This window comes from Adhaeribacter rhizoryzae, assembly GCF_008629685.1.
Classification (GTDB): domain Bacteria; phylum Bacteroidota; class Bacteroidia; order Cytophagales; family Hymenobacteraceae; genus Adhaeribacter; species Adhaeribacter rhizoryzae.
In genome coordinates, this window is sequence record NZ_VWSF01000011.1 from 156,465 (window position 1) to 169,556 (window position 13,092).

At 42.9% G+C, this 13,092-nt stretch carries 14 protein-coding genes; 4 read left to right on the top strand and 10 right to left on the bottom strand.

All coding sequences use genetic code 11. The features are described 5' to 3' along the window. Window positions 1-148 precede the first annotated feature (148 nt). Window positions 149-2,356, top strand: a complete 2,208-nt coding sequence (locus F0145_RS15075; protein ID WP_150089345.1) for a tetratricopeptide repeat protein — start codon at window positions 149-151, stop codon at window positions 2,354-2,356. A 59-nt stretch (window positions 2,357-2,415) separates the two neighbouring features. Beyond that, window positions 2,416-3,576, top strand: a complete 1,161-nt coding sequence (locus F0145_RS15080; protein ID WP_150089347.1) for an adenylate/guanylate cyclase domain-containing protein — start codon at window positions 2,416-2,418, stop codon at window positions 3,574-3,576. Window positions 3,577-4,188: 612 nt separating this feature from the next. Here the strand turns inward: F0145_RS15080 and F0145_RS27015 are convergent. The 5 genes from F0145_RS27015 to F0145_RS15105 form a co-directional block, all read right to left on the bottom strand. Continuing rightward, a complete protein-coding gene (locus tag F0145_RS27015; protein ID WP_150089349.1) occupies window positions 4,189-4,374 on the bottom strand; it encodes a type II toxin-antitoxin system HicA family toxin in 186 nt (61 codons plus the stop codon). Between the two features lie 3 nt (window positions 4,375-4,377). Then, a complete protein-coding gene (locus F0145_RS15090) occupies window positions 4,378-4,590 on the bottom strand; it encodes a type II toxin-antitoxin system HicB family antitoxin (RefSeq protein ID WP_150089351.1) in 213 nt (70 codons plus the stop codon). A gap of 280 nt (window positions 4,591-4,870) precedes the next feature. Beyond that, window positions 4,871-5,605 (bottom strand): LOG family protein, encoded by a 735-nt coding sequence (locus F0145_RS15095; RefSeq protein WP_223816098.1) that lies wholly within the window; start codon window positions 5,603-5,605, stop codon window positions 4,871-4,873. A gap of 517 nt (window positions 5,606-6,122) precedes the next feature. Continuing rightward, entirely contained in the window at window positions 6,123-7,178 is a 1,056-nt protein-coding gene (locus F0145_RS15100) for a hypothetical protein (protein WP_150089355.1), read from the bottom strand. A gap of 82 nt (window positions 7,179-7,260) precedes the next feature. Next, a complete protein-coding gene (locus tag F0145_RS15105; protein WP_150089357.1) occupies window positions 7,261-8,508 on the bottom strand; it encodes an ABC transporter permease in 1,248 nt (415 codons plus the stop codon). A gap of 193 nt (window positions 8,509-8,701) precedes the next feature. Here F0145_RS15105 and queA point away from each other — a divergent pair, with 193 nt between their 5' ends. Beyond that, window positions 8,702-9,748, top strand: a complete 1,047-nt coding sequence (gene queA / locus F0145_RS15110; protein ID WP_150089359.1) for a tRNA preQ1(34) S-adenosylmethionine ribosyltransferase-isomerase QueA — start codon at window positions 8,702-8,704, stop codon at window positions 9,746-9,748. A gap of 175 nt (window positions 9,749-9,923) precedes the next feature. Then, window positions 9,924-10,610 carry a 2-C-methyl-D-erythritol 4-phosphate cytidylyltransferase gene (locus F0145_RS15115; protein ID WP_150089361.1) on the top strand — a complete coding sequence of 229 codons (687 nt, stop codon included), beginning with the start codon at window positions 9,924-9,926 and terminating at the stop codon, window positions 10,608-10,610. Between the two features lie 61 nt (window positions 10,611-10,671). On the opposite strand, the gene F0145_RS15120 is transcribed toward F0145_RS15115, so the two are convergent. From F0145_RS15120 to F0145_RS15140, 5 genes are read right to left on the bottom strand one after another with little or no spacing between them, the layout of a single operon-like run. Further along, on the bottom strand, window positions 10,672-10,977 hold the full coding sequence (locus tag F0145_RS15120; RefSeq protein ID WP_150089363.1) for a DUF1330 domain-containing protein: 306 nt from the start codon (window positions 10,975-10,977) through the stop codon (window positions 10,672-10,674). Next, window positions 10,901-11,392 carry a hypothetical protein gene (locus F0145_RS26635; RefSeq protein ID WP_223816091.1) on the bottom strand — a complete coding sequence of 164 codons (492 nt, stop codon included), beginning with the start codon at window positions 11,390-11,392 and terminating at the stop codon, window positions 10,901-10,903. Before F0145_RS26635 ends, F0145_RS15120 begins: the two co-directional genes overlap by 77 nt. A gap of 10 nt (window positions 11,393-11,402) precedes the next feature. Beyond that, complete coding sequence (locus F0145_RS15130) at window positions 11,403-11,633, bottom strand: hypothetical protein (protein ID WP_150089365.1); 231 nt, start codon at window positions 11,631-11,633, stop codon at window positions 11,403-11,405. Window positions 11,634-11,688: 55 nt separating this feature from the next. Further along, complete coding sequence (locus F0145_RS15135) at window positions 11,689-12,576, bottom strand: TPM domain-containing protein (protein ID WP_223816093.1); 888 nt, start codon at window positions 12,574-12,576, stop codon at window positions 11,689-11,691. Further along, window positions 12,573-13,010 (bottom strand): TPM domain-containing protein, encoded by a 438-nt coding sequence (locus F0145_RS15140; protein ID WP_150089367.1) that lies wholly within the window; start codon window positions 13,008-13,010, stop codon window positions 12,573-12,575. Before F0145_RS15140 ends, F0145_RS15135 begins: the two co-directional genes overlap by 4 nt. Window positions 13,011-13,092 lie beyond the last annotated feature (82 nt).

Sequence of the window (13,092 nt, forward strand, 5' to 3'; positions counted from 1 at the left end):
TAAAACCGGTAAGGTATTGAAAATCAAATTATAATTGTGTTTGCTGATTGCTTTTTAGGTATTTTTTAAGTAAAATTAGTACCATAATCAGCCGCTACGGCCGACTGGTTTAATATTAGTTAAGCAGCTGTTTTAATCAGTCGGATTTATGAAGAAACTTTTACTTTTTTCTTTTTTCCTTTTCAGCCAAATAACCCTGCTGGCGCAGCAAAACTTACCCGATAGCCTAGTTACCGCCCTGGCTGCGGCCAAAGATACCACCAAGGTTAACCTGCTGCTTTCGATTAGTAAATCTTACGCGGGCACCGATCTGGCATTAGCGGTAAAATACGCCCAGGAAGCCAAACAACTCGCCGAGCAGCACCATTTCCCAAAAGGAGCGGCGGCAGCCCTGAAAAATATGGGGCTGGCTTATTACCAGGAAGGCAAGTACGAAGAAGTGCTTAAATATTGGCAGCAATCGTTGCGGGTGTTTAAGTCTATAAACGATAAGGCCGGCGTAGCTAACCTGCTGGGTAATATTGGGGCGGTTTATTTTAACAAAGGCGATGATGCCCGGGCTATTGAATATTATTTGCAGTCGTTGCAGGTGGCCGAAGAAATAGGCGATAAACAACGCATGACCACTACCATGAGTAATATTGGGGCGGTGTATAACAACAACAAAGCTACGCACCAAAAAGCGCTGGAATATTATACCAAAGCCCTGAAAATAAGCGAAGAAATAGGCTACAAAGCCGGCATTGGCACCTTGCTGGTAAATATTGGCGAAATATACCTGGCCCGCGAAGACGATGCCGCTGCCTTGCAATATTTTCTGAAATCGCTTAAAACCCTGGAAGAAACCGATAAGCAGGACAAAGTAGCTTACGCGTTAAATAATATTGCTAAAGTTTACACGCGTCAGGGCAATTTAACGCAGGCCCTGAACTACCACCAGCGGGCGCTCGCCACGGCGCAAAAGGTAAAAGCCAATCTCGAAATGGCCCAATCCTTAGTAGGTATTGCTCAAATTTACGATAAACAAGAGAAACCGGAAGCGGCTTTAAATACCTATAATCAAGCCCAGAAAATTGCGCAGGAGTTGGGTTCTAATTACGAGCTAAAGGCTATTTACGAAGGCTTGGCCACCCTCTACGGCAAAGCCGGCGATTATAAAAAAGCTTACGATTACCAATTGCTACTCTCGAGCGTGAAAGACCAGATTTACAATACCGAAACCAACGAAAAAATTGTAGACCTGCAAGCCAACTACGAAAGCGAAAAAAAACAAGCCCAGATAAACCTCTTAACCAAAGATAAAGCCTTGCAGCACATGGATTTGCAACGGCAAAAAATTATTAAAAATGCGCTGTTTGCCGGCTTGGCCTTTATCCTGATTTTGGCCGGTATTTTATACCGCAACTACCGGAACAAAGTAAAGGTAAACTGGCAGCTAACTCGTAAAAACGTAGAAATAAATCAGCAAAAAGAAGAAATAGCCACGCAGCGCGACCGCCTGGAGCAAATGTATAACAACCTGATTAGTGCCCAGGCCCAACTTATTCAGGCCGAAAAAATGGCATCGTTGGGCCAGCTTACCGCCGGCGTTGCCCACGAAATAAATAATCCCATCAACTTTGTTTCGGCCGGCATTGATTCGCTGCGGCATAATTTTACCGAAATAATGGAAGTGGTAGAAGGTTACCTGGCTTTAGATCCCGATACCGACAATAAACAAACGCTGCAAAAACTAAACAAGCTGAAAAAACAAGTTGATCTGGATGAACTCATTGAAGAATCGGAGCAACTGCTGCGGAGCATAAAAAACGGTGCTACCCGCACCAAAGAAATTGTAAGAAGCCTTAAAAACTTTACCCGCCTCGACGAAAATACCCTGAAAGTGGCCGATATTCACGAAGGACTGGATTCTACCCTGGTAATCTTGAACAACCAGATAAAAGAAAGAATTAAAATAAGTAAGAACTACGGCCACCTGGAACCCATTAATTGTTATCCGGGCCAGTTAAATCAGGTGTTTATGAATATTCTGGGCAATGCTATTCAGGCCATAAAAGGCGAGGGCACTATTGCCATTAAAACTTACACCGAAGACGATTTTGCTGTAATCCGCATTAAAGACTCTGGTAGCGGCATGACCGCGGAAGTGAAAAAGCACATTTTTGAGCCTTTCTTTACCACCAAAGATGTAGGAGAGGGCACCGGCTTGGGTTTATCTATTTCGTACGGCATTATTGAAAAGCATAAAGGCAAAATAGAAGTAGAAAGCCAGCCCGGCGCTGGAACCGAATTCATCATCCGAATTCCGCTTATTTTATCTGAAACGGCCAAACCGCTGGCAGTAGCAACAGCCTAGCCTACATAAAATATTAGGCCTTAAAGTATTACGCTTTTATTTAAATATTTACCCTTATCATGGAAAATTTAACTTTAGATAAACCGGTTGCGGCGGCGGTAGATGCGTACGAAAAGCCCGAAATTCTTTACATCGATGATGAGGAAGATAATTTACTGGTTTTTAAATCGGCTTTCCGGCGGTATTATAAAGTGCACACTGCCATATCCGGTGAAGAAGGTTTAGCCATACTGCAAGATAAAGACGTTTCGCTGGTAATAACCGACCAGCGCATGCCCCGCATGACCGGCGTGCAATTTTTACAGAACCTGCCCGAAGAAAAAGATTTGATCCGCATGATTCTGACGGGCTACAGCGATATGGAATCGATTATTGAGGCCATTAATACGGGCAAAGTTTACCGCTACATTGTAAAGCCCTGGGATAAAGAAGAGCTTAAAATTACCATGGACAACGCCATTGAGGCTTTTCGGTTGCGGCGCGCGAATAAACAACTAATACAGGAATTAAAAGACGCTAACGAAGAGTTAGAGCAGAAAGTAGTAGAACGCACCCTGGAAGTAAACCTGCAGAAAATGGAAGTAGAAAAGTTGCTGCTGAATATTCTGCCCGCCGAAGTAGCCCACGAACTAAAAGAAAAAGGTGTAGCTACACCCCGCTATTACGAGAGTGTTTCGGTGCTATTTACCGATTTTGTAGGTTTTACTAAAATTGCTGAAGGGCTTTCGCCACAAAAGCTGGTAGCCGAACTGAACGATTGTTTTATGGCCTTTGATGCTATTATTGAAAAACATAACCTCGAAAAAATTAAAACCATTGGCGATGCTTACATGTGTGCCGGCGGTATTCCGGTACCAAACCAGTCGCACGCTGTAGATGCCATTCTGGCGGCTCTGGAAATACAGGAATATATTAGGGAGTTGAACGAAAGCCGCTTAGCCGACGGGCAGCCGCCCTGGGATTTGCGCATCGGCATTCATACTGGTCCGGTAGTGGCGGGTGTAGTAGGGCGCAAAAAATTTGCCTACGATATTTGGGGCGATACCGTAAATATTGCCAGTCGCATGGAATCGAGTGGCGAGAGTGGCCGGGTAAATATATCGGACGCTACTTTTGCCATGGTAAAAGATTGGTTTAGTTGTTTGCACCGGGGTAAAGTTTTGGCTAAAAATAAGGGCGATGTAGATATGTATTTTGTTGATAAAGAGCTTGTTTCATAAAAAATAAATTTATACCTTAGCTAACGTTAGGTAACCAAAAGAAACCTGAAGCAAAAAAGCCAGTTATCCCGTAAGATGACTGGCTTTTTTGCTTTCTACCAATTTTCAGAAGAATTGCTGGTAACAAATATTGGAACAGAATTATCTGTTATATTAAAGTTAAGCGCATAAAAGAAGCCAATCTTAATATTAAGATTGGCTCCTTTATTTTTTATTGTTTGTGCGTGTACGGAAAGAAGGAATCGTTAATAGCTGAGCACATTAGCATTAACCTTTCCCTCATAAGCATGTGCTTGCTTACCGCGGGTTTTAACAAATACTTTCAGAGTGTGCTATTAACTATCCTTTCGGATCTTAAAAGTTATCACCATTACCGCTCTTCTTCGAATTTGTGAAAACAATATCAATAATATATTTGGTAATTCCAATATTTAGCTTGAATAATATTTAAAGCTGTAGCGTTACCAAAATATTAAGGTTTAATCTTCTACTAATTGATTGCACAAAGCCAAAAAGGTTAACCTTAGAGTTTCTCTTTAGAGAAGTATTTAAGAAGAAAAAACTCCGAGTAGCAGATTCTTTTGATTGAGCGTGCTTAGAACCTTATAAATTTTATGGTTTCGGAATGCTTAATTGTTTACAGATAGTATCACATAATAAATCGTCTACATCCGCATGTCTTGGTACTGTGGTTTTCTTTTTAGTAAGGATATTAATAAAGACATCGTGTTTACTTCCGTTTCTATGAAGTATACAATTATTATCATTTAAATGCTTAATAAATTTGTTGCGCTTCATTTACTAAGCAAGCTCTACATCTCCTTCATAAACCTTTTTTTCAGAAGAGCCTTTGAAATCTTCGCGCATATCTTCCAAATATAACTCCAGGGCATCCAAGATATTTTCTTTTACTTCTTCAATAGTAGTGCCTTGGGTTATAACACCAGGAATCTCTTTTATTTGACCAACCAAAAAGCCACTTCTGCCTTCTTCTATAACTAATGTGAGTTTCATGAAGCCTCCTGTCTACATTATTTGCTCTAATTTAGGAGCAACTGCATTATTAAATTTACCACGGTATGATAACCATACAACACAAGTATAACAGGTATATTTATATACTTGTTACATATACTAAGTACTTTTTGTATAATGCTCTTAAAGGCAATGGTACGCTATGGATTTAGTTAGAAATAAAGAGCTACTGTAGCTTAATTATTGCGTGAAGTATTAGGAAAGCCACTTTACAATGGGAAAGCGGCTTTTGCATTAACTATTTTACTAAGCCGCAACCTTAAAAGTTGGGCGATAATAAATATTTGCTGTAGAACTCGTCAATCACTTTAACGGCTTCGGTGGGCGTATCTACAATATTTACCAGCTTCAGGTCTTCGGGGTTAATATTGCTTTCCTGGGTTAGCATAACACTTTCTATCCAGTCCATGAGCCCCTGCCAGTAGGATTTGCCTACCAGAATAATGGGGAAACGGCCTATTTTGCGGGTTTGGATAAGCGTAATCGCTTCAAATAATTCGTCGAGGGTGCCAAAGCCGCCCGGCATTACTACAAAGCCCTGTGCGTACTTAATAAACATAACTTTGCGCACAAAAAAGTAATCAAAATTAATCAGTTTATCCGAATCGATGTAAATGTTATGAAACTGCTCAAACGGCAGTTCAATATTTAAACCTACCGATTTGCCGCCTTCGGCGTGGGCGCCTTTGTTACCGGCTTCCATAATACCCGGGCCACCGCCGGTTATAACGCCGTAGCCGTGGCGCACCAGCTTGGCCGCAATTTCTTCGGCCATAATGTAATACGGGCTATCGGGTTTGGTGCGTGCCGAACCGAAAATAGAAACGCAGGGACCAATGCGCGAAAGCTTTTCGAAGCCTTCCACAAATTCGGCCATTACTTTAAATATTTGCCAGGAATCGGCAATTTTTATCTCGTTCCAGTCTTTATCTACAAAAGCCTTCCGGATTTTCTGATCTTCTTCCGAAATCTGAATATTCTCCTCGCGGGCCATTTGCCGGGCCTTTTTAATAGATTTGGCCTTATTCTCGTTTACTTCGGGCTGAATAATGGTTTGCCCGCTGCCTACGTTGGTGTTCTCTTCCTGGAGTTTGGTTTTACTGGTTTTTCTGAGTTTGGTCATATGGTATTGCTAAATGCCGGTCAGGGCCTCTTTTGCTGCCGGCGTATTCTTGTATTTTAAAATGAGCATTCTTTTACCGGTAACGGTTAAAGTAGTTTGTTCTGAAAAAAAGAACAATATTTTATTTATGGTAATAGCAAGCGCTGTTGTTAGGTTAAGCTTAAGACGGCGTTTAAAGGCTATAATTAGCCATTTGCCTGAACGTTTAATGCTTTGCGCCGGCCGTACCTCTTGGTCTACTTAATCTGGTAAAAAGAAGTTACACCCAACCGAAAGATAAGCCCGGCGGGTACTCTTATGAAACAAAAGCTGATTGAAAATGAACAAAAGAATAGCAATAGTAGCCAGCAGTTGAAGCAGGCACGGTTTGGGGCCGGCTGAGCAACGATTATTTACCTGGCACTAAAGCTTCGGGTTTTAGTTTGTATTCGGTTACGCCGTGCATGCCCATCCGGAACGAAATGCCAAATTCCAGCATTAAGCCGGAGGCTTCTTTTAAGTTAAAAAATATTGGCCTGATACCGCCATTTAAATTAAAGTAATTGCTATACAGCATGGGGCTGCCGTAGTAATAATACAGTTTGTCTTTACCTATTTTAAGCGCATAATTAGCTACCAGGCCCGGACTAAAACCCTGGAGTTGTACCCAGTCTTTATCGTTTTCGCTTTCTTTGGGCGTAACATTCTGAATAGCATAATTTAATTCTAACTGTAAATTAAAATTGCTTTGTTCTTTTTGCGACAGTAGTTTACTGGCAATTATACCCAAGAACAGGGTAGGAGGTGCATTATTTTGCGCGCGGGTAACCTGGAGGGGGTAAGGTTCTTTTAATTTATTACCGTAAAAGCTCATGGTCATGCCGCCGCCAAAACCATTTTTGCCGGTGTAAAGCATATCCATTTTCATGCCGCCGCCCAAACCTAAATGCTTACCGGCATTACCGGCAAAGCCATTGCCTAAAACACCAATCAGTCCGTCTATCCGGCTGCCCGATTTGTGAATATATTCTAAATCATTCAGGGTAAAAGCTTTATAACCAAAGTTGTAGTTGTGCAGCGGTTCCGCGGCTACCCGGTAACGCGGAAATTGCAGCTTCATAAACAAAAGGTCGCTTTCGTTTATACCATTTTCTCTTTTAGGCTGAAATTTTGGTAATAAGCTGGTGATGCGTTTTAGGCTATCTATAATGGCGGGTTCGTTTGTGCCATGTACTTCTTCCAGGGTAGGAGTGCCATCTGGGGTAACGCTATAAATAAATTCCAGTTCTACGCCTACCAGTTGCTTGCGCTGCTCTTTAGTAAATTTTATTTTATAATAAGCTAAAGCTAATTGCGTTAAACCGTCCCTGGGTTTGGCCGGTGTATTTAGCGTATCAACTGCCTGGCTATATGCCGGAAGAGCAAGCAGCAGTATAAATAAAGTTTTAAGAATAATTTTAAGCACGTTGGTTTTGCTCTTGAAAGATGCCGGGTCTAAGCAAAGAACAAATATACTAAAAATTATATATTTTACAGGCCAGAAAATATTACTTCGATCGAATGGCAATTACGGGGTCGAGGTTAGAGGCCAGCACGGCCGGAATAATACCCGATAACACGCCAATTACCACCGATACACCTAATCCCAGGGCAATATTTCCCATTGAGAGTAATATTTCCATAGCGTCCTGCGGAATAAGGGTGAGCAGGAACACGAGTAAAATGCCAATACCACCCCCAATCAAACTCAGAAACACCGATTCGAATAAAAACTGGAAAAGCACAAAGTAATTTTTAGCGCCCAGCGATTTCTGAATGCCAATAATATTGGTACGTTCTTTAACCGACACGAACATAATATTGGCAATACCAAAGCCGCCTACCAAAATAGAAAAGCCCCCAATAACCCAACCGGCTAAACCAATTACCTGAAACATGCTCGAAATTTGGTTGGCTACCAGCTCGGGGCGGTTAAGCGCAAAATTATCATCGTCGCGCGGTTTTAAGCCTCTAATATTGCGCATTACGCCGCGTATTTCGTACTCCAGTTCTTGCAAACCAATATCGGTTTCGCAGCCTTTTATGGCAATTACCGGTTCCAGTCCCTGCTGCCCAATCGAGAATAATTTATTAAAAGCACCGTAAGGAACAAAAGCATTTTTATCGTTGGTGGGCATACCCAAAAAACTATCGCCCTGCTTTTCCATTACCCCAATTATTGTAAATTTTAAACCTCGTATTTTTAGGGTTTTGCCCAACGGGTCTAAATCACGGAAAAGATTTTTGGCTACCTGGTACCCCACTATAATTACATTGCGGCCGGCATCTACATCGGCTACGGTAAAATAACGGCCTTGCCCTACGGGCACATCCGATACCCGGTTAAATTGGTACGATACTCCTTGCAAATTTACATCCGACATGCTGTTGTTGCCGAACTTAAGGGTATTGCCGCCCCGCCCCCAGAAAATAGCTACGCCTTCGTCGTTTTCGATTTTGCGATCCAGGAGCCGGAACTCGCGAATATTAGTACTGGGCCGTTTAAAATATTTCCACCACGGGTAATCGCCGCCAAAAGCCCAGGGAAATTTTTGAATATAAATAACGTTATTTCCTAAGAAGTTAACACTGCTGCGAATATTACGTTCTAGGGAATCGACAATGGTAAAAACCGAAATAATGGCAAATATTCCAATGGTTACGCCCAACAACGATAAAATCGTGCGCAGTAAATTAGCTTTTAACGCTTGCCAGGCAAACCGAAAACTTTCGAATATGAGCCGGAGGTATATCACAATGGTGGTTGATAAACTAAATTTTTTAAATTTAAACAAAAGTCCGGTAAAAGTAACTAAATTTGCGCCTCAATTTTAGAACAGTTATCTGCAAAGTGCACACAAACTTTTGTTGCGGAATACCACCACTTCCTCCAACACCTGTTCTCCTAATTGCTTTATACACTTAAGTTAAATACCGTAATATTTAAAGATGAAACTTTCTGAATTCAGATTTGACCTGCCTGCTAATTTAATGGCTACCCACCCGGCTAAAGCCCGCGACGAAGCGCGTATGATGGTGGTACACCGGAGTACCGGTAAAATAGAACACAAAGTATTTAAGGATATCCTGGAATATTTTGATGAGGGCGATGTAATGGTGGTAAATGATACCAAAGTGTTCCCGGCCCGCTTGTACGGCAACAAAGAAAAAACCGGCGCTAAAATCGAAGTTTTTTTGCTGCGCGAGCTAAACAAAGAAAACCATTTGTGGGATGTGCTGGTAGACCCCGCCCGGAAAATCCGGGTAGGCAATAAATTATATTTTGGCGACAGCGACCTGGTAGCCGAAGTAATTGATAATACCACTTCGCGCGGCCGCACCATTAAATTTTTGTACGATGGCTCCGACGAAGATTTTTACAAAACCATTAACGATTTAGGCGAAACACCGCTGCCTAAATATTTAAAAAGGGCCGCAGAACCCGAAGACCGGGAGCGGTACCAAACCGTTTACGCCAAGCACGTAGGTGCGGTAGCGGCTCCAACGGCCGGCTTGCATTTTACCCGCGAGGTACTAAAGCGTTTGGAACTGAACGGTGTAGACGTGGTGCCGGTTACTTTGCACGTGGGCTTGGGTACTTTCCGGCCCGTAGACGTAGAAGACCTGACCAAGCACAAAATGGACTCCGAACATTTTATTATTTCGGATGAAACGGCCCAGGTAGTGAACCAGGCGCTCGATAATAAAAAACGGGTTTGTGCCGTAGGTACTACTACCATGCGGGGCATGGAATCGTCGGTATCGGCGAATGCCCGCCTGAAGGCTACCGAAGGCTGGACCGATAAATTTATTTTTCCGCCGCACGATTTTAAAATTCCGAATGCCCTGATTACCAACTTCCACATGCCCGAATCTACGTTGCTGATGATGACCTGTGCGTTTGGTGGTTACGATTTAATTATGGATGCTTACAAAGTGGCTGTTAAGGAAAAATACAGCTTCTTTAGCTACGGCGATGTAATGCTAATTCTGTAATTAATCTTTAGATATTTGTAACAGGAGTTTGGTAGCTAAATAAATAAGCTTTTACCAAATTGGTATAACAACAACCCGCTTGATTTAAGGTCAGGCGGGTTTTGTTTTTACATTTACAACGGATTTATTTATGCGTAGTGTTAGCTAATTATTCAAGATAATAAAATTTTTATCTATGGCAGTAGAACTTCCGGAGGCAGCAATATTGGTGGCAGGCGGTACAGGGTCGCGTATGCAAAGCGAGGTGCCCAAGCAATTTATAGCTATTGGCGGGCAGCCTATTCTGATGCATACTATCCGGCGGTTTTACGAATATAATCCCCAAATAAAATTAGTAGTGGTGTTGCCCCAGAACCAGATTGCCAAATGGCAGGCTTTATGTTATACCCACGTTTTCGAGGTTAAACACGAAGTGGTAACGGGTGGTGCAACCCGCTTTGCTTCCGTAAAAAATGGATTAGCCGCTATTAAAACATCAGATGGCATTGTGGCCGTGCACGATGGTGTGCGCCCGTTTGTACCAGTAGCTATTATAAAAGCGGCTTTTGCCGTTGCCGCCGAAAAGGGGAATGCCGTGGTGGCGGTACCTTTAAAAGAATCTATCCGGCAGGTATTTAAAACCAAGAGCAAAGCCTTGGATCGCAGCCAGTTTCGTTTGGTGCAAACGCCCCAATGTTTTAGGTTACCCTTGTTCCGGCGCGCATACGAACTTCCCGAAGAACCTACTTTTACCGATGATGCTTCGGTAGTAGAGCGGTTTGGCCAGAAGATTAACCTGGTGGCCGGCAGTTACGATAATATTAAAATTACTACTCCCGAAGACTTATTATGGGCCGAGGTGTTTTTGAAGAGTTTGGGGTGAGATATTTTCTAGGGTATAAGCTATCTTAATCTAATTTCCTCAACACCTATAATCTATCTTTCTAAAAATCAATCCTAACGCCCTGCACCAACACCGCTTCTGCAACAGAATCCTGGAACATACCGGCACTGTTCAACCTTTCAGGGTCATCCCGGTAAGCTTCAAAATCAGCTACGGATGGGAAAGAGGCCACATGAATTTCGTCGGGCTGATTGGGTGCTGTTTTATTCGATTTTAGCCGGAGTTCAAGCCTGCCGTTATACTTAGGTAAAAGCGGTAATACCTTATTCTCATACGCCTGATAAATAGGGTCCTGCCCTTCGCGGAGATAAACGAGTAAGGTATAGTAGATTCTGTCCGACGGCATATTCTAGAATATTATGGTTGAGAGGAGTGCTTTTATTTTTTACTCTATCCTGCCAAATAGGTTTGTAATCGTAGGTCGGGTAAAACTCAGTGTCGAAAGCACCCCAGGCGCCGTTCTCAATAGCCAGATTTAAGGTTCTTAAAGCATGTGCTGGTATTTTTACCGTAACTACCTGCCCAATACCCATCATAACATACCACGAAACTACCCGGGCTTCTTTGGGCGGAAATATTTCCCATAATTTATTAGCTTCCTGTACTTTCTGAATTTCCTTTAAATTTTTATCCTGCTGATGTTTCAGGAATATGGTAATCATAATACTATCGCCGGGAGCTTTAGCAGCATTATTAGTTTGTGCATCACAGCAAACCGGAATTATAAGTACAAGAAAAAAGATAAAGACCGAAGATTTCATCTGACTACAATTATTTCATGCGAAGCACCCGCACTAAAAGATAGCTGGCTACCACAATAAAAAAGGCAATGAAAATAAAATCGTAAGGCGAAAAAACCAGTGGGTATAATTTTAACAGAAACACACCACCAGCCAGCAATAAGAGAACTATGGCCACGGCTAACCACTTCTTCCAGGTACTTTTATTTACCTTTTCCAGAAATTCTATCTGTTTGCCGGTACCTTTCTCTATAATATTCATAGAAATGTTTACGAATGGATGAAGGTATATTGGGTATAAACCGGGCTAAATAATTTTACCAATCGCTGCTGGCACCGCCGCCACCAAAAGAACCGCCGCCAAAACCGCCGAAGCCGCCACCCCCGCCTCCCCCAAAACCACCGCCCCCAAAAGGACCACGGCCACCGGAAAAATCGCCGAAAACAACCGGTGGAAAGAATGGTCCGCCCAAGGTGCGCATACCGCCGCCACCCCGGCCACCACCGCCACGCTTGCGCAGGTTTATGAGCACAATCAGCACCAGGAAACCAATAATCAGCCAGAAGAAAATGGATGAACCGCCGTCGCCGCTACTATCCTTAGGGTCGGCTTTGTACTGGCCGCTGGCTACATCAATAATAAAACTGGTGGCTTCGTTCAGGCCCTGATAATAATTGCCGTTGCGGTAATTGGGTTTTAAGGTATATTCGGTAATGCGTTTGGCAATGGCATCGGGCACTACGCCTTCCATGCCGTAGCCGGTGGTAATATTTACTTTGCGTTCGTTTACCGCCGTTAAAATAAGAATACCGTTGTTTTTGCCTTCCTGCCCAATGCCCCACTGTTGGGCCAGCCGCACGGCGTAATCCGAAATATCGTAAGGCCCGATAGAGGTAATATTTACAACCGCAATTTGGGTAGAAGTGGAATCGTTATAAGCCACCAGCTTTTGTTCGAGGGCTGCTTCTTCATCGGGACTCAGAATATTGGCCAGGTCGTTTACCAAACGCGGCGGATTGGGGCGCGGCGGAAGCTCTGTACCTTCCTGTGCCCAAGCGGCCGACAAGCTAAGAACGGCATAAAATAATATTAACAGAAAACCTTTTTTCATCATCATGACCTGGGTGTTGGCAACCAGTTTAGCCGTGCAGGAATTTAAAATATATCCTAACCCGGCTGCATCTTTAATGGTTGCCGTTGTCAATCTTTCCCGAAGGAAATATCGTTTTTCAATTCGTTTACATCAGATTCGCCTTTGTGCGGGAAATAAGCTTTTAGCTGTTCGCCGGCTATTAAAATACCTTTGGCTAAACCCTCGGCGTACTGTTCCTGCTTAAAATAGCCAATTACGAGGCTGGTTATTTCGTTCCAGAAGTTAGGCGGCACTACGGCATTTATACCGGCATCGCCGAGTACGGCAAATTTATGGCTCTGGAGGGCCACGTAAAAAAGTACCCCGTTGCGCAACGCCGTTTGGTGCATGTGTAAGTAAGCAAATACCTGGGTAGCCCTATCCAGTACAGCTATGTCGCAGGTATTTTCTATGTGCACGCGAATTTCGCCGGAAGTATTATTTTCGGCTTCCTTTATCGCGTTTACTATCTGCTGCTCGTCCTCGGGCGTTATAGTATCTCTCATGCTTTGTGTAGTTAAAAGTTAAGAGTTATGAATTAAGAGCTGAAATAAACGTATTTTGGGAAATACTAACTCTTAACTCATA